This window comes from Neobacillus rhizophilus (assembly GCF_018343535.1).
GTDB lineage: Bacteria > Bacillota > Bacilli > Bacillales > Cytobacillaceae > Neobacillus > Neobacillus rhizophilus.
This window is the reverse complement of the sequence record NZ_JAGYPF010000002.1, coordinates 313,292-335,878: the sequence shown is the minus strand read 5'-3', so window position 1 is coordinate 335,878 and position 22,587 is coordinate 313,292. Positions and strand designations below refer to the sequence as shown.

Genomic DNA, 22,587 nt, shown 5'->3' with positions numbered 1-22,587 from the left:
TGCTAGTATTACATTTTAATAGAAATATTAAGTTTAAGAGGTGTAAAACGATGAATAAATTTAAAAAATATGCAATTTTCTTTTTAATTCTTTTAACAATTTTATGGTATAAAAGTCCAGTTAGTTATGCTTCTCAAAATCTAACCATTTGGAATACTTGGTCACAAGTTACTGAAATAAAAACTGGTGGAACTTTTCAATTGCCACCGGTGAATCCAACAGGAACTGGGACTAAAATTATAATTAACACAAGCGAAAAAGTTACATTAATTGGTACAAAATCAGATGGCTATAGTTATTTAGCAATCGAATATAAGTGTTCTAATGCAAATTTGACAATCAGCAATTTGAAGGTTCAATCAATTTATGTTCCTGCTCTAAAGTTTATTGGAGAAAATAATCATCTGTTTTTCACTGGAGGAAATAAATTAAATGGTTCTACATATTATCCTGGAATCAGCGTAGAAGGAGAGACCACCTTAGAAATTAGCGGAGACGGAAAATTAGATGTCTTTGGTGGTGCTTATGCTGCAGGTATTGGAGCGGGTAATGCAAATAAAACAGGAACAATTATTATTAATAGCGGAACAATCACAGCGCAAGGTGGTGAACGCGGGGCGGGAATTGGTACTTCGGGTCATCAAACAGGTGGTAATGTTATCATTAACGGTGGAACTATTACTGCTACAGGTGGAACTGATGCTGCAGGCATTGGTGGTGGTCTATATGGCAGAACGGATAGCATTTACATTAATGGAGGCAATATCTCCGCTACTGGAAAATCAACTTCAGCAGGAATAGGCGGAGGAAATAATAGCTCTGGAGGACTAATTAACATTACGGGTGGAGTTGATTTAAATAAAATTTGGTCATCTCCAAGCCAAATTATTACTACGGACGTTAAATATTATTATGGGGTAAAAATTGGTGATGGATCAACTGATTATTCGGCACCTAGAAATACTTCACTTAATAATCTCTACATTGTCAATTTTAACAATGGAGCCGGTAAAGAACAGAGTTTAGCATATGTAACAAGCAATGCGGATGCCAAACTACCAAGTAAAGAATTGTTGAATTCGCTTAGTAAAGATGGCTCATTTTCGCCGAATAATAACGTAATTCTATTATGGAAGGATAGCAACGGTCAGTTTTATAATGGTTCATCCTTTGATACATCCATCAACAAATCTTTCACTGCTTTTTGGGGGTACAATGTTGAATTAGTCACAAACAATGCAGAACCCAACACGAATTTTGTAGCTGAGAGTGACAAAAAACTAATTGACGAAATCCAACTATCTCCTAAAAAAGCTGGTTTCCTTTTTGATGGTTGGTATTTAGATGCAGACTTAACTATTCCTCTTTCGGCGGATTATAAAGTGTCCAAAGATATTACTTTGTACGCAAAATGGACCCCATATGTAGATGTCTATTTCTGGGACGGGACCAATAATGTTAAGTCGCAGGTAGCACTTGGACAAAAAATAACTGAACCTTCTGCCCCAGTACAGGATAAATATACTTTTGGCGGATGGTATACAGATTCCACCAGAACACATGCCATGGACTTTAACACACCTATTACACAAGGAATCCAGCTTTATGCGAAGTGGATCCCATATGTTGTAGATGTCTATTTTTGGGACGGGACTAATAATGATAAGGTCCAGGTAGCACCTGGACAAAAAATAACTGAACCTTCTGCCCCAGTACAGGATAAATATACTTTTGGCGGATGGTATACAGATTCCACCAGAACACATGCCATGGACTTTAACACACCTATTACACAAGGAATCCAGCTTTATGCGAAGTGGATCCCATATGTTGTAGATGTCTATTTTTGGGACGGGACTAATAATGATAAGGTCCAGGTAGCACCTGGACAAAAAATAACTGAACCTTTTGCCCCAGTACAGGATAAATATACTTTTGGCGGATGGTATACAGATTCCACCAGAACACATGCCATGGACTTTAACACACCTATTACACAAGGAATCCAGCTTTATGCAAAATGGATCCCATATGTTGTAGATGTCTATTTCTGGGACGGGACCAATAATGTTAAGTCGCAGGTAGCACCTGGACAAAAAATAACTGAACCTTCTGCCCCAGTTAGGGATAATTATGCGTTCGGAGGATGGTATACAGATTCCGCCCGAACACATGCCATGGACTTTAACACACCTATTACACAAGGAATGCAGCTGTATGCAAAGTGGATCCCATATGTTGTAGATGTCTATTTCTGGGACGGGGCCAATAATGTTAAGGTGCAGGTAGCACCTGGACAAAAAATAACTGAACCTTCTGCCCCAGTGAAGGATAATTATACTTTCCAAGGATGGTATACAGATTCCGCCCGAACGAATGCCATGGACTTTAACGCACCTATTACACAAGGAATCCAGCTATATGCAAAGTGGATCCCACATGTTGTAGATGTCTATTTCTGGGATGGGACCAATAATGTTAAGGTGCAGGTAGCACCTGGACAGAAAATAACTGAACCTTCTGCCCCAGTGAAGGATAATTATGCTTTTGGAGGGTGGTATACAGATTCTGCCCGAACGAATGCCATGGACTTTAACACACCTATTACACAAGGAATCCAGCTATATGCGAAGTGGATCCCATATGTAGATGTCTATTTCTAGGACGAAACGAATAATCTTAAGGTGCAAGTTGCACAAGGGCAAAAAGCAACAGAACCAGCAACGCCTGTGATGGATAAATATGCTTTTGAAGCATGGTACACGGATTACGATCGAACATATGGCCATGGATTTTTGTTCAACTATTTCACTTGGAATGTAGCTATATGCGAAGTTTTTGAAAATTTAACACTTAAAGAATCCGAGGCTTCATGTCCAAGTTAGGAATCTCGAATGAAGCAATTAACAAACAGATGGTAGCAATTACCTACCATCTGTTTGTTTATGTTCTGGTAATGTTAAAGAACCTTATATAGACTGCTGAATTGTTATACCCAAGGGAAGGAACTACTGACTACATCCCTATTTTTAGCAGCATAGTCCACGTAAAAAAGGAACCGCCCCAATGGTCTTTAATTATACTTTTTTTTTACTTCGTTAATAATTAGTCCGTTCTTTAAAAGCAATTCAAACAAAATAACAATTCCTATGTAGACAAGGAAGCCTATAAGAATTTGTACAATTGTTGTAATTATAGACGAACCCATAAATCTGCCCAAGACCTTTACAATAGAGTACATAACTCCTCCAGCAATCAAATAATATATTGTCCTAGGAATCATCCTTCTAATGTTAATATCCTTTCTAACATAGTTTATTTGGACCACAAAAACTGCTAGTTCAGCGCATAATGTGCCTATTGCTGCACCTATTGCTCCATAAGTACCAATTAATATAAAATTAATTATTAAATTAAAAATAGCACCAACATATAATGAAGTTGTATATATTTTCATTTTTCCTAAGGGTAATAAATATTGTGTGCCAAAAACACTTGTCCAAGCCATTAAAAATATGGTTGGGCTCAATATCATAAGGACCTTTATACTTCCATAAAACTCGACTCCCATGTACCAAGGAATCATTTCCTCTGATATACCAGCAATACCAAACATAATTGGGATTGCTAAAAATGTTGAAAATTCGAGTGATTTACTAATATAGTCTTTCGCTTTTGTTAGATTTCCGTTTGCAAATGTGTTTGCCATTCTAGGCAGCATTACCACACCTAAAGAACTAACAATTGCAACTGACATTTTAAGTATTTTATCTGCATAATCATATAGCCCTACTTCAATGTTAGATGAAAGAACACCTAACATAGTTTTATTTAAAACAAAATATACCTGTATAGCCACTTGTGGTAGAAAATATACAAATGTAGGCTTAAAATGTTTTAGTATTAATTCAAAAGATATTCTTACAGGAACAACTAAATCCTTTACATAAATCCACATTATCAATTGACCTAAAAAACTGGATAAACTCATAATAATTGTATATATCACTAAATCTTCCTGATTTTTCACAAAAGAAAAAATAGCTATTAAGCTAATTATTTTAATTAACATATTCCTTGTTACGATTTTTTTAAACTGTTCTAATCCACTAAAAAGCCAAGAACAATCTATTATTGTTGCAAATAAAGTAATAGATTGTAATAAAGCTATTAGTTTAAAATCATGGAAAAAGTAAACAATAAAAACAAAATATCCAACTAGAGAAATAAAGGTTAGTACTAACTGTAAACAATAAATACTAAAGAAAGTTTTACTTAAAGTAACTTTATTTTCCCTAGCTATTGCAACCATTTTATTTCCATAAGTTCCTATTCCAAGCATTCCTAGTATAATAAAATAATTAACAATAGAATTTGTATAGGCATAGGTTCCAACCCCTTCTGGCCTTAATACCCTAGAAACATATGGAATGGTTATTATTGGTAGAGCTATTGATGAAACTTGATAAATTAGATTATATAAATAATTCTTTTTTATGCTCAAAACTTACCACCTTACCATTAAATCAGAAACTGTTTTTTGTTAACATAAAAATTCATAACTAAATAGTTTAATTAATTTCATATTTTATTAATGATTATTTCAATATCCTCCTTGATAGAATCTTTATATTATTGTACAGTTTAGGAAACATACCAAATATAGGAGGCGTCTCTTTTATGATGGAACTTTTGAACAAGGCAATCAACTACTAAAAAAATAAAATCAGTTATCAGTGAATTTCAAAATCATTAAGCATTTCTAAACTTCAACTTTGCAATAAAAGGCTTTGTATTTTTGAGATACTTTAATAATAAATACAATATTACTTTAAAAATAATTAATATTCTCCATAACATTTTAATTATTCTATTTTTGATCATTAATTCCAGTAATTTTATCTCTAATGTTTAAAACTCCACATAAAATTTTTACTATAATGCTGGGGCTATACCTAATCATATATATTATTACTTTTCTCAAACCTACAATATTTAAATTATTTTTGAAGTAATGGAAGTTTTCTCTGTAATAATTAACTAGATAATGAAAGAGTAATTCTTTATTGTCTAAATCAGAATCTAAAACTTTTCTCATAAAACCTCGAATGTTATTTTCTAATTTAATAATTGCTTTATTTTTCAAATCATATAACTCATTCTTATTAAAAAAAAGAATTTGATTAGAGAAAGCTTCTAAAGAATCTAGATGTTTAGCATTAAATTTACTCCCCATAATGCTATTAGATCTTTGTAAATAATAATACAATTGGTAAGAAGTAATAATAATCTTATTGGAGTTGAATAATAGTTTATATGTTGTAAAATCATCTTCATGAATTTTACCCTTCGGGAATCTAATATCTTTAAATAAGTCCCTCTTATATAATTTATTCCAAACAACACCTTTAATTAGATTATTATATAATTGATTAAGCGCTTCAATATTGTTTAATACAGTGACTTTTTCAAACTGATTATTGCCAATATCGCTAATTTCCGGATCTGTTTCTTCATATATTTTTAAATAATCACATTGGGCAATATCTGCATTATGTGAGGATATCAATTTCATTAATACTTCATGAAATTTTTCATGAATGTAGTCATCTGAATCTATAAAATTAACATATCCACCAGTAGCAACACCTAATCCCATATTTCTTGCATCAGAAAGCCCTCCATTTTCTTTATGGATGACTTTGATTCTGGTATCTTTAGAAGCATAACAATCACATATATCCCCAGAATTGTCAGTAGACCCGTCATCAACTAATATTATCTCTAGATTCGTATATGTTTGATTAATTATACTATTAATACACTTTGATAAATATTTCTCTACGTTATAAACAGGAACAATTACACTTATTTTTTCTTTCAAAGACATCTACTCCATTTAATGTTCAGCTCAGATTAATAATCAATGAATATCCATAACAAAAATAAATTACCTAAATATAATTCTAAAGTATGAATAACCGACAAAATATTATTATTTTGCTATATTAACTTTTCTAATGTTTCTTCAAATCGTGATACGGAATTTTCCCATGATAATTTTTTAATATCTCTATATCCTTCATTTGCAATATTAATTCTCAGTTCATTATTTGTAAGCAGCTTAACGAGGTTATTAACAATGGAATCTACATCCTTGACTGGGGAAATTAAAGAGTTTTTATTGTTTTCCGCATACTCAAAAACGCCCTGATAAGCTGTTGAAACTAAAGCGCATCCACATGCCATACTTTCAGCACCAGTTAGTCCAAAACCCTCACTAATAGTTGTACATAAAAATATTGCGGAATTATTATAAATTTTTCGCAACTGTTCCTCTGTGGCGTTTCTAGTATATTCAATCCAATTCGGTAAATCCTTTGGCCGCTCAGGTATCCCAAATAATTTTACTTCGATATTTGGAAATAGTTCTTTTAATCGGTAAATAGCTTTTAAGCCATATTTTGAACCTTTAAGTGTACTTTTATGATACAACATGGCAATTGAATAAGGGTTTCTTTTATTGATTGGTCTATCAATATTAAAAATATTAAAATCTATCCCATTTGGAATATGCGTACTTCGCGAATTACTGTTTGAATCAACAATTTCCTTTAACCATTTTGAAATTACTATGTTTTTCATATTAAAATTATAAGTTTCAAACACCTCATCTGTAGTATATTTCCAATTTTCAAATCCTTGGATAAAATACACTTTTTTACCCTTCATTTCTGAAAGCTCAAATACACCTTTAACAGTTTGAATTGCAGTAGCAATAATAATTTCTCCATCAGGTATTGTATTGTCATTAATCTCATTAACACAAATTTTTTTTATATTTTTATTGAGTCGAAACCATGTAGGCTGTTTTTTAACAAGAAAATAACAAAAAATTCTTCTTAATAGTTCTGGAAATTTAAATCTTTTTAGTGCTTCTTCGCAATTAAAGACAATTTTAATCTGATGTCCATTTTCTGATAATCGGTTCGCATATTCAAAAAGTATTTTATAGCCTCCAATGGGCACCCTACTTGGACTATGCAAACAGAAGGTAATTTTCATGCATTATTTCTCCTATTCTGTGTTGTTAATGTTAAGGCTCCAGTATCTATAAATATAATTACCATCTCAAAATGATATTCAATAGAATCCTTATATTATTTTTAGTACGGTCTGCCTTTTTACTTATTTAGATCTAAAAAACTTGATATTACTGTAAAATCACAATGTATTAATATATACTGTCAACAGGAAACCTTTTCTTTTTTTCAAGGCTTACCATATTATTAATAGCTGCTAAGGTACAGACAGTCCAAATGATAGAAGAACTATTAAAATAGAAAATCTCTACCAGCGAATGAATAATTACAGAAAAATATCCAACCAATAAGGCAATCGTTGTATTGGAATATCTAATTACTTTATAATTAAATAAGTAATATAAAGGATATAAAAGGAGTGTAATATAAATAGGTCCAAAAATGATACCTAAATCTCTCAAAGATTTAATAATAACATTATGTGGATCATTATCTAATACAATTCCACTACCAAATGGATTAGATAAAAACTGTAATATTGCATTGTGCAATAATACATCCCTTCCAGCTGAATTCCCCGTCTCAAACCCATAAGTTAACTGAGTTAATAACTGTACTCCTACAATTGTTTTATTAAATAAAAAGAGTGCTATAAAAATTACAAATAGTATACTTAATATTGTCTTAAATTTATTTACTTTGGAGTTAAATAAGGTGATAATAATATAAACAATCAGTGAAAATGAAATTGAGAGTATTGCTCCTCTGGATACAGTTAGAAAAATACCCAGTATACTTATTAGGACGAATAATATCCAGTATTTTTTCCTAGAGATGAATTCATACAAAAAGAAAAAACCTAAAAATATCGAAATGTAGTTTGATTCTCCCATTAAAGTTACAGAGGCAACTTTTAATGCATAAAACTGATTATCGATTGTATTTAAATTTAACCCCATGTTTAACACTAGTTGGAGTACTATACTACTAAGAAGAAATCTATTTGCTATTTCATAGGCAATAACGCTTTCTTTCAACAATACTTTTGCAAACAAAAATGCTATAAATCCTATAAAAATAGATAAAGCACCTGGAAATACTGATATTCCATAGTCAGACCATAAAAATATTAATATCGCATAAGTTCCACAAATGATTTGCAAAACAAGAAATATTTTTTCAAATAAATTCACTTGTATTTTGATACCACTATCGTAACTTCTTGCCATAAAAATGAAAAACAAAAAGAACAGCAAAACCTCTGCTATTTGAAGATTATACCCTGATCCCCCAATTCTAACTGTATAAATCGTTCCAAGACTAATTGAAAACAAAATTAATATCATTTTCCACATGTTCTAATCACCTATCTTTAATTGGGGTACAAGTAGCTAAAATCAATAATTAAATCTATATAAAATACCACCTATAACATTACACTTCAAAAAATATTTTTAGTGACACACAAGCAATAAAGCCTTTTTAGGTAAATTTATTTTGATTTGACATAGAATGTATAGGAAATTCAATTGGACATATCTAATTAAATAATAGATTTTTAACAAACCACTGATTCAATTAATGATGTTAGGCTGGTTCGAATAAACTAAAAAGATAAGCTTAGTTTAATCACTTCTACTTTGAGTATTTAATCGTTTTGGTCTATATAACGATAAACATTTCTTGGTAAACTCCCCCAACATCCGTCTATACTCTTTTTTAAAACAACTATTAACAAGAAAAGGAGTATAATTTATAAATATAGCAATAGTCAATTGGAAATTATTCACTCTAACATAGTTTCTTAGCATATATAATGAGCTGTAATATCTATGGTACCTTGAAAATGCGCTATTTTGATTTCCAATTGATACTGAACTTTTGTGTAGAATTTCTGCTTCAGGAAGGAAGTGTGTTAGTAAATTTGCCTTCTTTGCTTTATGGGAAATAATAGACTCTTCATAATACAAAAAAACATTTTCATCCAAAAGTCCACATGTTTCTAAATACTCCTTAGTCAATAATAAACAGCAGCCTGATAAAACTCCATAGAACGATAAAGTATCATTATAGTTATAATTCTCAAATAAAACCTTTTCCCTAACTCCGAAAAGTCTAATATTTATTAAAGGCTTTTTTGTTAAGATGTAGTTTTTAAAATCATAATTCTTTCTAATAAAATGTTGAATACTACCATCTGGTAACAGTACTTTTGGGCCAACTATCCCAACTTGCTTATTATTTTTAATAAATCTATGCATTGTATCTATGCTATTTTCAAAATAAATTACATCACTGTTTGAAAGAATTACAGCATCCGCACCATCATTCAATGCTAGTTTGATTCCGATATTATTTCCTGCAGAGTAACCCTTATTCTCCTGCGACTTAACTATCATAACATCATCATCACTAGAAAATGCAGACTTTAATTTATAAAAGGATTCATTAGGAGAATCATTATCAATAACATAAATTTTATATGGACATTTAGTTGTTTTTCTAATTGACTCAACACATAATATTGTATCTTGCCATGTTTTATAATTAAGTACTATAATAGCTATCATTAAAATAATTATCCTCTCTTAAACATAAAAAAACTTTATTGTGCAGAAATTATTCCATCGTAAAGTCTTTCCATAGTATCTACATTATTAGTCCAATTATAGTATTCTTCTACTCGAATTCTTCCTTCTTCCCCCATTTTCCTACGAAGTTCTTCGTTCAAGACCAATCTTTTTAATCCATTTGCAATTGAAACAGGATTCTCTTTCTCTACAATTATTCCAGTAATTTCATCAACTACTACCTCTTTAAATCCTTCTGCATCCGTAGCGACTACTGGTAGACTCATAGCCATAGCTTCTACTAGAGCAACTCCAAAACTTTCTTTAATACTTGTTGCACAAAAAATATCAAACTGTTTTAATGCTTTGGGCACTTCGCTATTAGGTATTTTTCCCTTAAATGTAATTGAATTTTGCAAATTATATTTTTTTGTTAATTCAATTAATTCATCTTTTTGGTTTCCTTCTCCATATATAAACAATCTAATCCTATCTGAAACATTTTGCATATTTTCCTTTTCTAAATTATCCTTTAGCAATCGTATAGAAATTATTAGATCACTTATACCATATAATGGGTTTAAAGCTTTTACATTCCCTATTGTAATAAAATCTAAAGAATCTTTTTTCTTACCTTTTTGAAATTTCTTCAAATCAACACCAAAAGGTGTGATTGCGATATCGACAGACTTAGCTCCTAATATTTCTTTAACCTTCTTTGCCATACAATTACTCGTTGATGCTATTTTATCTGCAAAACATAAATTTCTTTTTAGTATTTTCATTTTAATTTTACTTTGATATGGAAAATCATAAACATCACTTCCCCACACCGATAAAATTAGAGGTTTCAATTTTGATATTCTTGCTAAAGTACCGTAACCACTTGCATAGTGTGCGTTTACTATCTGGGGGGAAACTTTTTTAAACAATGTTTTCATTTCTTTTGAATTAAGGTAATAGGCTAAGAATCCACTATACTTCAGTTTATGTTGTACTACCCTTTTATTTATATTATTTGCTTGGGGTGCATGATCAGAATTATAAGCTAAATGAACCTCATGGCCGTTTTCAGCAAAAGCATTTACCCATCTTACTGTATGGATACTATTTGCAGCCGATAAAAACAATATCCTCATTTTTCTCTGGTTTTCTCCTTTTATATTTTTTATTCTAATAAAATTAGGTTTAATATATTCCCTTCTAATAATTTACAAAATTTCCTACAAAATCACACATTTTTATAAACGAAATTCTTTAACAACAGCACAAACTTGATTTATATCTTCATTACTCAAGTATGGATGCATTGGTAATGACAATACTGTCTCACAAAGTTCGTTTGTTACCCTAAATTCTGTATCATCAAAACCTAAATAAGAAAATGCTCCCTGTTTATGCATTGGTTTAACGTAGTATACCATACTAGGAATCCCTTGTTCCTTGAGCTTGGCTTGTAAGCCATCCCGCTGTTCTTTATTCTTAAGCTTAATAGTATACTGTGCAAAACTTGAGTAAAAACCATTAGGAATATATGGAATCCTAATAATCCCATTTAATCTTTCATTATATAAACGATACACTCGATTTACGTCTTCCAATTCATGTTCAACAAAAGCTTTTAACTTCACCTTTAAAACGGCAGCTTGAATAGTATCTAATCTTGAATTAACTCCAATCCTTACATTGTCGTACTTATCCCCGCCTTTTCCATGAATCTTTAAAGACTGTATTAATTCAGCTAATTCATCTTTATTAGTAAAAATAGCTCCACCATCTCCATAACACCCTAGTGGTTTAGCAGGAAAAAAAGAAGTTGTTGCAGCATCGCCAAAACTACATGCTCTTTTGCCATTAATATTACCGCCAAACCCCTGTGCACCATCTTCTAATATTAATAAATTGTACTTCTTTGCAATTCTCTCAATTTCAGGGAAATTTGCTGGTAGGCCAAATAAATCAACAGGAATAATAACCTTCGGAGTTAGCTTTCCTTCTTTAATTGTTTTCAAAATAGCCTGTTCCAATTTAACTGGATCAATATTAAAGGTTTCTATGTCAACATCTACAAAGACAGGTGTTGCACCTCTAAACGACACTACCTCCCCAGTTGAGAAGAAAGTAAAGTCAGGAACGAATACTGCATCCCCTTCTTTGATACCCCATGCCATCATAACTAAAGTCATTGCCTCTGTTCCGTTGGCACATGTAATACAGTGTTTTACCCCAACAAATTCAGCCAGTTGTTCCTCAAGCACTTTTACCTCTTTACCACCAATAAAATTAGCATTGGTAATAACATCTTGAATAGCAGAGTCAATTTCCTGTTTATATTTCTGATATTGGGTCTTTAAGTCCCTGAATTCCATTCCTCATCAATCTCCATTGCCAAGTAATTTGTCTTATTTAGTTTCCTCTTTAAGCTTTCCGTCTACCAGGCTGTATTCTCTTCTACAATCATTACATTTTAATTTGTTTTTTAGGACCGCACCGCATTCACAAACCCAACCAATTTGTTTTGCGGGCACTCCCGCGATTAAAGCATAGTCTGGAACGTCTTTAGTTACAACAGCACCCGATGCAATCATAGCCCATCTTCCGATTGTATTTCCACATACGATAGTTGCATTAGCTCCAATAGAAGCACCATATTTAACCAGCGTGTGTTTATATCCTTCTGAACCTTTCGGATATTTACTTCTTGGCGTTAAATCATTTGTAAATACCATTGACGGTCCACAAAATACATAATCCTCTAATTCAACGCCTTCGTATACTGATACGTTATTTTGAATTTTTACTCCGTTACCAATTTTAACGTTATTTGATATATTTACATTTTGGCCTAAAGAGCACTTCTCACCAATTTGGGCACCTTTTTGTACATGGCTAAAATGCCATATCTTAGTGCCTTCACCTATTGTTACATTTTCATCTATATAACTGCTTTCATGAACGAAGTAGCTCATCGGTTAAACCTACCTTTGAAATCTAGAGTACTACATTTTTCTAATGGTAACTTAACACTCTTACCTTCTTCTGCCGATTTATATATAGCAAGTACAAGTTCCAAAGCTCTTCTTCCGTCCTCTGCAGTGACGTAAGGTTCTCTATCATTCTTAATCGCATCGATTACATCAGCATATAAGGGGTTATGGCCAAAACCATAAACATTTGGAGGATTTTCCTGATACTTTTCTTTAACTTCCTCAGGATTGTCTTTCCCATCGGCAAAATGCCATTCTTCAATAATATTTACTGATTTTCCACCTGCTTTGACAGTACCTCTATCTCCGAAAATATATAATGTTTCTTCAAGATTTTGCGGATAGATATTAGTTGTTCCTTCTACAATTCCATAGCTTCCGTTAGCAAATTTAATCAAAGCCATGCCCAAGTCTTCCGCTTCAATGAAATTATGTTTCATGTTATCCGTCATACCTACAACTTCTACAATATCGTCACCCATCATCCAGCGTAATAAGTCGATGTTATGAATACATTGATTCATTAGTGCTCCGCCATCTTGTTCCCAGGTACCACGCCAAGGGGCTTGCTTATAGTAATCTTCTCCCCGGTTCCAACGAATATGTGCAGTCCCATGAAGCATTCTTCCAAAACGTTCCTCTTCTACGGCTTCTCTGATTTTTTGAATTGATTTATTAAAGCGATTTTGATGGCAAGCACTGACTTTAATATTTTTTACTTTTGCTTTATTTATAATTTGATCAGCTTCTTCCAATGAAAGAGCAATAGGCTTTTCAATTATAAGATGGCTGCCAGCATCGATACAATCTAAAGCAATTTGGCCATGTTTACCGCTTTCGGTACAAATAGCTATTAAATCCGGATGTTCCTTTTCAAGTAACTCTTTATAATCGGTATATAAGCGAGTTGTTTTAGGGAGATTAAATTTGTTAATTTTATCTTCCATATTTTCAGGAATTACATCACATAAAGCAACAATTTCAAGTTCATTTTTCATAGCAGCTACTATATGATTTGGTGAAATTCTTCCGCAACCGATTACTGCATATTTTAGACCCATGATGCCCCACCCCTATAATAATTCTATGTTTTCTCTAGCTTTTACATATTTCATTGCATTTTTAGTGTCAAAGATAGCCTTTGCATGTTGCTGAACAAACTCATAATCTACCATAGTATGGGAAGTTGTTACGACAACTAAATCTGCACTTTCAATAAGGTTTGCTGTTAATTCTGCCTCTCCTTTTTTAACTTTACCATGTTCACGATATTCTGGAACGTAAGGATCAAAGTAAATAACTTCTGCTCCTTCATTTTCAAGTTCTTCAATTACTCTTAAAGCAGGGCTTTCCCGATAATCGTCAATATCTTGTTTATAGGCAACACCAAGAACTAGAACTTTTGATCCATTCATTGCCTTTTTATATCTGTTCAGGATTTTACTTGCTCTTTCTACACAGTACTCAGGCATACGGTCATTTACCATCATAGATGACTCAATCATTGAAGTATGGAACCCATATTCGCGAGCTTTCCAAGATAAATAGTAGGGATCAAGCGGAATACAATGTCCTCCTAGGCCAGGCCCAGGATAGAAAGCTTGGAACCCATAAGGTTTCGATTTTGCAGCATCAATGACTTCCCAGAAATTAATGCCCATTTTATTACATAAGATAGCGAGTTCATTTACTAGTCCGATATTTATGTTTCTATATGTGTTTTCAAGAATTTTTTCCATTTCTGCTATAGCTGGTGAGGATACACGATGAATCGGTGCTTCAAGAATGCTTTCATACAACGTTGCAGCCACTTCAGTACATTTTGGCGTAATACCTCCAACAACTTTAGGGGTATTCTTAGTCTTATAGATAAGGTTGCCTGGATCGACACGCTCCGGTGAGAAAGCTAGATAAAAGTCCTCACCACATTTTAAACCAGATGATTCAAGAATAGGCTTAAGAAGTTCTTCTGTAGTACCCGGATAAGTTGTAGATTCCAACACAATTAGCATATCATTATGCATATAAGGAACAATGCTCTCGGCAGATGCTTTAACATAACTGATATCAGGCTGCTGGTGCTCATCAAGTGGTGTTGGAACGCAAATACAAACACAGTCCGCATTAGCTACTTGTGCAAAATCTGTAGTTGCTGAAAGAAGGCCTGACTTTACAATCTCTTCAAGGTCTTCGTTTACAACATCGCCAATATAATTTTCCCCTGTATTTACCATTTCTATTTTAGCGTCTTGAACATCAAAACCAATTGTTTTAAAACCTGCCTTTGCTTTTTCGACAGCTAATGGCAGTCCAACATATCCTAAGCCTACCACTCCAAGTGTTGCAGTTTTATTTAATAGTTTTTCTTTTAAATTACTTCTTAATGTAACCGTACCCATTATTTTAATTTTCTCCTTTTTAATAAAATGATAATTCATAAGGGAAGTAGATTGTATTAACTATAAAAGAGTTTTTCAAGGTTCTTAGTTAAAAATTTAAAATCATAGACCTTCGATAATTTTTTTGCATTTTGACAAAACAAATTATATTCTTCTTTATCCATATTGTAGAACTGTATAATAGCTTCTGAGAGTTGTTCAGCACTTGCATTATCAACTACAATACCAGATTTATATTTTTTTATTAAATCATAGCCAAACTCACAATCAGAAACAGTTGGTTTTCCACTAGCAAAGTATTCAAAAAGTTTATTAAGACTTGCCCCATACTTTTTAATCTTACTCTGTTTAAAATGCATAATATTTAAGTTCGATTTACTAAGAATATATGGTATCTTCTTTTTATCTACGTAACCCTTAAAAATTACATTTTGAATACCGTTATCTTGACAATATTTTTCTAAATACTCCCTATCGCTCCCTTCTCCAAATATTAAAAACTTTATATCACTTAATTGTTTTTCCTTAATTACCTTAGCAGCATCAACTATACTTTTGACATTATTCACAAGTCTTATAGAACCGGTATATATCACTTTAAAAGTTAACTCATTGTCCAAATCATCATCATCAAAAGCATATTTTCCTTTATTTTCTTCAAATACCTCTAAATCAACACCATTATTAATGTGGGAAACCTTACTTATATCTATAGGACCACCCTGGTCTTTTTCCCATCCTTGCTCAATAATATAGTCTTTTCCACCTTCCATTGTAAAAACTATTTTATCTGCATTTTTATAAATCCATTTTTCTCCTGCGTAAAGTAATTTAAGAATGGGGTTATGCCTTTTTATTATGTTATAAGCAACAAAACTTTCCGGCCACAAATCCCTTACTTCAACAATAGATTCACAATTATATTTTTTAGCAAGACGTATTGCTGCAATAGCGGCAAGTGGATGAGCAGAAGAACCAATAATAACATCAGGCTTTTCCATGTTTTTCGTCGTTTTAAAAAGATTACGATAAAATTCATACATTGCATAAATTCTTTTAAGATTACTTTTTGAATAATCACAAGTCTTAATAAAATAGTAGGGAAAATCGCAATTATCATATTTTTTAAATATAGATTTGTCATCGATCATCTGCCTGTTTGTGTTATGCAAAAAACTTCCCACAAAGACAAATGGTGTATGTCCCATTCGCTTTAAATACTTTCCAAAGTTATAATGTCTATTTAAATGACCGTATTCTGGAGGCATGTTATATTGGTTTATTATCCATACCTTTTTCATTTCCTCATTGTCTCCTTGTACCTAGCAAATTCACTACTTATTTTAGAATTTGATACATTTCCAGTTCCACCTTCTACAACTCCTTCACTTCTTAAAACACTTACGATTGTCATAAAAAAACATTTAACATCCATCCAAAAACTGATTTTGTTAACATACTCCCCATCCAACCTTGCCTTTACTGTTATCGAAAGTTCATCCCTACCATTGATCTGCGCCCACCCTGTTAAACCAGGTCGAACGTCATTTGCCCCATACTTATCACGTTCAGATATCAAGTCATATTGGTTCCACAAAGCTGGTCTTGGGCCAATGATACTCATCTGTCCCACAAAGATATTCCAGATTTGCGGTAGTTCATCAAGAGATGTCTTTCTTAGAAATTTCCCCATCTTTGTAATGTATTGATCTGGATTCTTTAGTAAATGAGTTGGCGTGTCCTTCGGAGTATCGATTCGCATTGTTCGGAACTTTAATATATTGAAATGGGTTTTATTAGTCCCAACACGTTTTTGTTTAAACAGTACTGGTCCTTTAGAATCAACTTTAATTGCTATTACCAAAATCAAAAAAATGGGTGATAAGATAATTAATCCTATTAAAGAAAGAATGATATCTAACAATCTTTTAATACTTAGATACATTGCAGAACTCCCCTTTGTTTCTTTAGTAAATTAGTACTTAAGTGAATATCAGTTTTTTCCAACTAACTACTAACCCACTAAAATCATCAGAATATTAGCCCATGCTCATTGAAATGAACACAGGCCTTATTCTCCTTTATTTCACTTTCATTTCATCCATAATCTCTTCAAGATAAGGAAGAAGTTCGGATCTTAAATTACGATCCTGCAAAGCAAACTCAATAGTCGTCTTCACAAACCCAATCTTCTCCCCAACATCGTACCGTTTTCCCTCAAAATCATAAGCAAACACCCGTTGTATCTGATTCAACTTCTGAATCGCATCCGTCAACTGAATCTCCCCGCCAGCACCCGTTTCCTGCTGCTCTAAAAGCATAAAAATCTCCGGAGTGAGAATATAACGCCCCATAATCGCTAAATTAGAAGGCGCCGTTCCTGGTGCCGGTTTCTCAACAAAATTATGAACCTGATATTTTCTTCCTTCTTGAAGCGAAGGTTCAACAATCCCATATCTATGCGTCTCATTATCCGGAACTGTCTGAACCCCAATAACAGATGACCGAGTTTCTTCATATATATTAATAAGCTGTCTCAAGCAAGGCGTTTCACTCTGAACAATATCATCACCAAGCAAAACCGCAAATGGCTCATCCCCAATAAAATTTCTTGCACACCATACGGCATGCCCTAAACCTTTTGGCTCTTTCTGCCGTATATAATGTATATCGGCTAAATTTGTAGAATAGCGGACTTTTTCGAGCAAGTCAGTTTTTCCTTTTTCGATTAAGTTTTGTTCGAGCTCAGGAGCATAATCGAAATGGTCTTCAATGGCCCGCTTTCCTTTACCTGTCACAATAATAATATCTTCGATGCCGGATGCTACCGCTTCTTCGACGATATATTGAATCGTTGGTTTATCAACAATCGGCAACATTTCTTTTGGCATTGCTTTCGTAACAGGCAGGAACCGAGTTCCTAAACCTGCTGCTGGAATAATCGCTTTACGTACTTTTTTCATGATGTTTTCACCTTTTCATATATTTAACAGTCAGAACGTATCAAACCTTATCGAACATTCTAGTTAAGAAGAATTAGTTAACTGCAGTCAATAAAGCAGAAGTATCATATCGATTGTTAGCCACCGCAATCAACGTATCATGCATTTCTAACTCCGACATTTTTAATAATTCGTTTATTAAACGATTTAAAGTATCAGCATTAATCACATTCGCTTTACCAATATGAATCTTAGGAAAAACATGCTCAGGATGAATCTCATTCGCATTCAGCAGCTCTTCGTACATCTTCTCTCCAGGACGAAGACCTGTAAATCGGATCCCGATTTCTTCTATTGAAAATCCTGATAATTTAATAAGGTTTTTAGCTAGATCGACAATCTTTACGGGTTCACCCATATCTAGGACAAATACTTCTCCTCCACGAGCAAGAGTGCCTGCCTGAATGACAAGCCGTGAGGCTTCAGGGATCGTCATAAAGTATCGTGTCATGTCTTCATGTGTAACTGTAACTGGTCCGCCTGCTTGAATTTGCTTTTTAAATAACGGAATAACACTCCCACGGCTTCCAAGCACGTTACCAAACCGAACAGCCACAAATTTTGTCGAGCTTTGTTGCGCCAGACTTTGAATAATCAGCTCCGCAAACCGTTTCGTCGCTCCCATGACGTTAGGAGGATTAACAGCCTTGTCTGAAGAAATCAACACAAACGCATGAACACCAAATGTGTCTGCCGCTTCAGCCACATTCCTAGTCCCATAGATATTGTTCTTCACCGCTTCTCTCGGATTGTATTCCATTAAAGGAACATGTTTGTGCGCAGCAGCATGATAAACGACAAACGGTCTGTGTTCTCCCATGACTTCAAACATCCGGTTTCGATCCTGAATATCGCCAATCACAGGAACAATTTCAATTTGCTCCCCGTATTTGCGACGGAGTTCCATATCAATTAGGTAGATACTATTTTCGCCATGTCCTACTAGGACAATTTTTCGAGGATTGAACTTACAAATCTGACGGCAGATTTCAGAGCCGATCGAACCGCCTGCTCCAGTTACCAGAACTGTTTTTCCCGACACATATTCTGAAATGCTATTAATATCTAACTCTACCGGTTCCCTGCCTAGTAAATCCTCCACCTGGACATCGCGGAATTCATTTACGGATAGTTTACCAGTCATTAAGTCTTCCAGCTTAGGAATGATCTGTGTTTTTGCCTTTGTTTTAGAGCATTCATCAAAAATTCGGTTGATTTCCTTTTTGCTTAAAGAAGGAATCGCAATAATGATGTTGTCAATTTTGTATTTTTCAACAGTCTTGACGATATGGCTGGAATTTCCGACAACTGGAATCCCTAGGATATCCAGTTTAAACTTCTTTGGATCATCATCAATAAACGCCACCGGCTTTAAATCAATTTCTTGATTATGAAGCAGCTGACGGGCCACCATCGTGCCTCCTGAACCAGCACCAATAATCAACGTTCTTTTAATGTTTTCCGGCTTATTCATAAAGTTATCCCGAAAAACTCGCCACGAAAACCTAGACCCTCCAATGAAAAGGAGGAGCAGCACCCATGTTATCCATAATCCTCTTACGTTTATATCTTCAAAAATAAGAAGCTGCGTTCCGGTCGTAAACGCTACTGCTAAAGTTACCACTTTAAAGATCGTCAGAAGCTCGCCGACACTCGCATATTCCCAGGCTTTATTATGGAGCTTGTAAACTAAAGCAAATAAGTTATAGCAAATGACTAAGCTGATTGTACTAAATAAAAAAACGGATTCCTCCCAATAACTCTGCTCCGGATTAAGAGTGATGAGCCGTATGTATCTGGCGGCTAAAACAATGAACGAATCCAGTAAAATAATGGCGGCTAGTCTCTTTCTATAAGGCACCTATAAATTCCCCCTCTTTTCTCCCCGTTAACCTATATCTTTATAAAAAAAATAAATACCTAATGGAAATACAAGTGCATACACTTATCCTTTCATTAGATATTTATTGTTTTTTGTCTATTTTTTAAATTGGGCATCTAACCCTCCCTCACATCATGCTCCTGACGACATGCGTCTAAGGTCCCACTCTTTGCTGAAGAGCGGCCCCACAGCAAGACCGAGTGCCCCCATTGATAACGGACAGGGAAGCCTCACCGTTCAGGGCGCCATGCCCTGGAATAAATGTTCAGTTTTGCACCATTTCCAATCGGCTTAATCGGTTAAAAGATACCAAAAAGCTTCTTCTTTTTAATCTTCTCAGGCATTTCTTTGTAGACATGATAACCGTCTATGAGGTTGGCCGCATTTTCTTGAAAAAGGTAAACCATTGCATTGCCGTACGTTTTTTGAATGATGTCGAAGGCTTCTCGCATCCTGAAGGTGCGGTTCTTCGTATTATGGGCATCGGAAGCGATAAAATGTGTTAAGTTCGCTTCGATTAACTGCATCGTGATTTTTTTGATTTTTTTTCCAAAATCACCACAGATGCTGGCAGCGGTCACTTGGGTTAACGCCCCTTTTTCCACCATTCGGTACAGGATGTCCGGCTGTTCAACGATTTGCTGGTTGCGCTCCGGATGGACAATAATCGGAATCAGTCCCTCCAGTTGCATATCATAAAACAACTGATTAGCATAACGCGGGACGTGATTGGAGGGGAATTCCACCAAGACATAATTGGAGTTGTGAATTGGCTGGATTTCGCCCTTTTTATGACCATCGAGCAGTTCGCCATGAATCCGGACTTCCTGCCCAGGGACAATCTTTACATCTATATTTTCTTCCTGTAATTGACGGTTTAGTTCCGCTGTTTTTTCAAGAATAATTTGTTTCGGGTTTTCGTATTGGTTATTTAAATGATGGGGCGTTGACACGATCGTTCGAATCCCCTGCTTGACTGCTGTTCTTGCCATTTCAATACTTTCTGACAAATCCTTTGCCCCATCATCGATTCCGGGCAAAATGTGACAATGTAGATCAATCATCGTTTCCACTCTTCTCCGACAAATTCGTAATTTTCTGTATCTTCCACTATTTTACCATTATCTTTCGACATACGAAAGGTTGAAATTTGTCGAATTTCTATTATTTTGAGCCGTATGCCCCATAATAATAGTAATAATCACTTTTCTGTACTTCTTTATGGTTCAATACCACGCCTAACAGCTTGCTTTGGGTGCTTTCCAGCAATTCCTTCGCTTTCTTGGCAAGTTCGATTTCTGTTTTTTCACTATAGACTACCAAAACCGTACCGTCGCACTGATTCGCCAAAATTTGCGGATCGGCAACAGCCAATAATGGCGGGGTGTCGAAAATCACATAATCGAATTCCCTTTTTGCCTCTTCGATAAACTGCTCCATCGACTTGGAGCTAAGCAATTCGGCAGGGTTTGGAGGAATCGGCCCGCTTGTTAACACATAAAGGTCTTGCTCTTCCGTCTCGTTAATCGTGTTTTCAAGTGTTCTTTGCTTGGTTAGGACGGTTGTAAAACCAAATAAATTGGTGACGCCGAATGTATGATGAACCGTCGGCTTGCGCAGGTCGGCATCGACTAATAATACTTTTTTTCCAAGCTGGGCGAATGTTACCGCCAGGTTGGCCGCTGTTGTCGACTTTCCTTCACCCGGACCGGAAGAAGTGACCATGATGACTCTGATTTCCTTGTCGATGGAGGAAAATTGAATATTCGTACGGACGGTCCGGTATTGCTCGGAAATCGGCGACTTTGGTGCGATCGATGTAATCAATTTACGGCTTGGGTCCCTCGTTATCTGTTTCTTTTTTCTTCTAAGAGCCAATCGTCTCACCTCTTACTGCTGATTTTCTCGCAGCTCTGCGCTGCTTTAACTCTTCGATTTGCTGGTCATCAATTTGGGCAATGATTCCCAGGATTGGAAGACCCAGTTCTTTTTCGACATCTTGTTCGTTTTTGATGGTGTTATCAAAATACTCTAACAGGAAGGCCAGACCGACACCCGCCATTAAGCCGACTACCAGGGCAATGGCGACATTTAATAATGGTCTTGGTTTAACTGGTGATGGATTTTCCCCTGTTTGTGCTTTTGCCAGAATGCTGACGTTGTCGACATTCATGATCTTAACGATTTCCGATTGGAACACTTCAGCCGTTTTGTTGGCAATTAAGGCTGCCGTGTCTGGGTTCGAGTCCTGAACGGATATGTTGACCACCTGGGAATCCTTTTCACTGCCGACAGTGATTTTTTCATTTAATTGGTTCGCGTTCAAGCCTAATTTGAGCTCGTCCGCTACGATATCTAAGATGGCCGGGCTTTTGATGATGACATTGTAGGTATTGATTAATTGCAGGTTTGTTTGTACTTCGCTCGGACTGTACGCCGTTTGGTCATTTTTCGTTTGGTTAACAAGGATTTGCGTTGAAGCTTGGTAAATCGGGGTTAAGAAAAAGAAACTGACCACACCGCTGATGATGGCAGCAATGAGGGTGATGGATACAATTAACGCTAAACGCTTTTTCAACGTTTCGAGCAGCTCTTTTAAACTAATAGTCTCTTCCATTTCGTCCTCCTGAATAACTGAATACAATAGAATATTATAGCATAATTTGTCATGTTTATGCGGAAATTGTCAAATAAAACTCACTTA

General features: G+C 34.6%; 18 protein-coding genes. 1 reads left to right on the top strand and 17 read right to left on the bottom strand.

The features are described from left to right. The first annotated feature begins 50 nt into the window (after positions 1–50). Entirely contained in the window at positions 51–2,663 is a 2,613-nt protein-coding gene (locus KHA99_RS31175) for an InlB B-repeat-containing protein (RefSeq protein ID WP_213117224.1), read from the top strand. Between the two features lie 410 nt (positions 2,664–3,073). Here KHA99_RS31175 and KHA99_RS09545 read toward each other — a convergent pair whose 3' ends face one another. From KHA99_RS09545 to KHA99_RS09465, 17 genes are all read right to left on the bottom strand, one after another. Continuing rightward, a complete protein-coding gene (locus tag KHA99_RS09545) occupies positions 3,074–4,504 on the bottom strand; it encodes a flippase (protein WP_213117223.1) in 1,431 nt (476 codons plus the stop codon). Positions 4,505–4,870: 366 nt separating this feature from the next. Next, on the bottom strand, positions 4,871–5,884 hold the full coding sequence (locus KHA99_RS09540) for a glycosyltransferase (protein WP_213117222.1): 1,014 nt from the start codon (positions 5,882–5,884) through the stop codon (positions 4,871–4,873). A 119-nt stretch (positions 5,885–6,003) separates the two neighbouring features. Continuing rightward, positions 6,004–7,065: a glycosyltransferase family 4 protein gene (locus tag KHA99_RS09535; protein WP_213117221.1), complete on the bottom strand. Its 1,062-nt coding sequence runs from the start codon at positions 7,063–7,065 to the stop codon at positions 6,004–6,006. A gap of 169 nt (positions 7,066–7,234) precedes the next feature. Beyond that, positions 7,235–8,398 (bottom strand): O-antigen ligase family protein, encoded by a 1,164-nt coding sequence (locus KHA99_RS09530; protein WP_213117220.1) that lies wholly within the window; start codon positions 8,396–8,398, stop codon positions 7,235–7,237. 270 nt (positions 8,399–8,668) lie between these two features. Further along, positions 8,669–9,613 (bottom strand): glycosyltransferase family 2 protein, encoded by a 945-nt coding sequence (locus tag KHA99_RS09525; RefSeq protein WP_213117219.1) that lies wholly within the window; start codon positions 9,611–9,613, stop codon positions 8,669–8,671. 35 nt (positions 9,614–9,648) lie between these two features. Continuing rightward, the gene (locus KHA99_RS09520) at positions 9,649–10,752 is read right to left on the bottom strand and encodes a glycosyltransferase family 4 protein (RefSeq protein WP_213117218.1); all 1,104 of its coding nucleotides are present in this window, start codon (positions 10,750–10,752) and stop codon (positions 9,649–9,651) included. A gap of 102 nt (positions 10,753–10,854) precedes the next feature. Next, positions 10,855–11,982, bottom strand: a complete 1,128-nt coding sequence (locus tag KHA99_RS09515) for a DegT/DnrJ/EryC1/StrS family aminotransferase (RefSeq protein WP_213117217.1) — start codon at positions 11,980–11,982, stop codon at positions 10,855–10,857. Between the two features lie 33 nt (positions 11,983–12,015). Beyond that, positions 12,016–12,582, bottom strand: coding sequence for an acyltransferase (locus tag KHA99_RS09510; RefSeq protein ID WP_213117216.1), 567 nt, complete (start codon positions 12,580–12,582; stop codon positions 12,016–12,018). Further along, positions 12,579–13,661, bottom strand: a complete 1,083-nt coding sequence (locus KHA99_RS09505) for a Gfo/Idh/MocA family protein (protein ID WP_213117215.1) — start codon at positions 13,659–13,661, stop codon at positions 12,579–12,581. The genes KHA99_RS09510 and KHA99_RS09505 overlap by 4 nt, the downstream gene beginning before the upstream one ends. A 12-nt stretch (positions 13,662–13,673) precedes the next feature. Further along, entirely contained in the window at positions 13,674–14,999 is a 1,326-nt protein-coding gene (locus KHA99_RS09500; protein ID WP_213117214.1) for a nucleotide sugar dehydrogenase, read from the bottom strand. 56 nt (positions 15,000–15,055) lie between these two features. Then, positions 15,056–16,300: a glycosyltransferase family 4 protein gene (locus KHA99_RS09495; RefSeq protein WP_213117213.1), complete on the bottom strand. Its 1,245-nt coding sequence runs from the start codon at positions 16,298–16,300 to the stop codon at positions 15,056–15,058. Further along, positions 16,297–16,944: a sugar transferase gene (locus tag KHA99_RS09490; protein WP_213117212.1), complete on the bottom strand. Its 648-nt coding sequence runs from the start codon at positions 16,942–16,944 to the stop codon at positions 16,297–16,299. Before KHA99_RS09490 ends, KHA99_RS09495 begins: the two co-directional genes overlap by 4 nt. A gap of 136 nt (positions 16,945–17,080) precedes the next feature. After that, positions 17,081–17,962: a UTP--glucose-1-phosphate uridylyltransferase GalU gene (gene galU / locus KHA99_RS09485; RefSeq protein ID WP_213117211.1), complete on the bottom strand. Its 882-nt coding sequence runs from the start codon at positions 17,960–17,962 to the stop codon at positions 17,081–17,083. 73 nt (positions 17,963–18,035) lie between these two features. Continuing rightward, on the bottom strand, positions 18,036–19,862 hold the full coding sequence (locus tag KHA99_RS09480; protein WP_213117210.1) for a polysaccharide biosynthesis protein: 1,827 nt from the start codon (positions 19,860–19,862) through the stop codon (positions 18,036–18,038). A gap of 320 nt (positions 19,863–20,182) precedes the next feature. Further along, positions 20,183–20,947 (bottom strand): tyrosine-protein phosphatase, encoded by a 765-nt coding sequence (locus KHA99_RS09475; RefSeq protein ID WP_213117209.1) that lies wholly within the window; start codon positions 20,945–20,947, stop codon positions 20,183–20,185. A 100-nt stretch (positions 20,948–21,047) separates the two neighbouring features. After that, a complete protein-coding gene (locus tag KHA99_RS09470; protein WP_213117208.1) occupies positions 21,048–21,761 on the bottom strand; it encodes a CpsD/CapB family tyrosine-protein kinase in 714 nt (237 codons plus the stop codon). After that, a complete protein-coding gene (locus KHA99_RS09465; RefSeq protein ID WP_213117207.1) occupies positions 21,751–22,500 on the bottom strand; it encodes a YveK family protein in 750 nt (249 codons plus the stop codon). Before KHA99_RS09465 ends, KHA99_RS09470 begins: the two co-directional genes overlap by 11 nt. Positions 22,501–22,587 lie beyond the last annotated feature (87 nt).

Bases quoted from the DNA above. Each gene is read 5' to 3' on its own strand.
- KHA99_RS09490 (WP_213117212.1), bottom strand. From the start codon at position 16,944: ATGTATCTAAGTATTAAAAGATTGTTAGATATCATTCTTTCTTTAATA.
- KHA99_RS31175 (WP_213117224.1), top strand. From the start codon at position 51: ATGAATAAATTTAAAAAATATGCAATTTTCTTTTTAATTCTTTTAACA.
- KHA99_RS09475 (WP_213117209.1), bottom strand. From the start codon at position 20,947: ATGATTGATCTACATTGTCACATTTTGCCCGGAATCGATGATGGGGCA.
- KHA99_RS09525 (WP_213117219.1), bottom strand. From the start codon at position 9,613: ATGATAGCTATTATAGTACTTAATTATAAAACATGGCAAGATACAATA.
- KHA99_RS09520 (WP_213117218.1), bottom strand. From the start codon at position 10,752: ATGAGGATATTGTTTTTATCGGCTGCAAATAGTATCCATACAGTAAGA.
- KHA99_RS09465 (WP_213117207.1), bottom strand. From the start codon at position 22,500: ATGGAAGAGACTATTAGTTTAAAAGAGCTGCTCGAAACGTTGAAAAAG.
- KHA99_RS09515 (WP_213117217.1), bottom strand. From the start codon at position 11,982: ATGGAATTCAGGGACTTAAAGACCCAATATCAGAAATATAAACAGGAA.
- KHA99_RS09495 (WP_213117213.1), bottom strand. From the start codon at position 16,300: ATGAAAAAGGTATGGATAATAAACCAATATAACATGCCTCCAGAATAC.
- KHA99_RS09530 (WP_213117220.1), bottom strand. From the start codon at position 8,398: ATGTGGAAAATGATATTAATTTTGTTTTCAATTAGTCTTGGAACGATT.
- KHA99_RS09500 (WP_213117214.1), bottom strand. From the start codon at position 14,999: ATGGGTACGGTTACATTAAGAAGTAATTTAAAAGAAAAACTATTAAAT.
- KHA99_RS09535 (WP_213117221.1), bottom strand. From the start codon at position 7,065: ATGAAAATTACCTTCTGTTTGCATAGTCCAAGTAGGGTGCCCATTGGA.
- KHA99_RS09505 (WP_213117215.1), bottom strand. From the start codon at position 13,661: ATGGGTCTAAAATATGCAGTAATCGGTTGCGGAAGAATTTCACCAAAT.
- galU (WP_213117211.1), bottom strand. From the start codon at position 17,962: ATGAAAAAAGTACGTAAAGCGATTATTCCAGCAGCAGGTTTAGGAACT.
- KHA99_RS09510 (WP_213117216.1), bottom strand. From the start codon at position 12,582: ATGAGCTACTTCGTTCATGAAAGCAGTTATATAGATGAAAATGTAACA.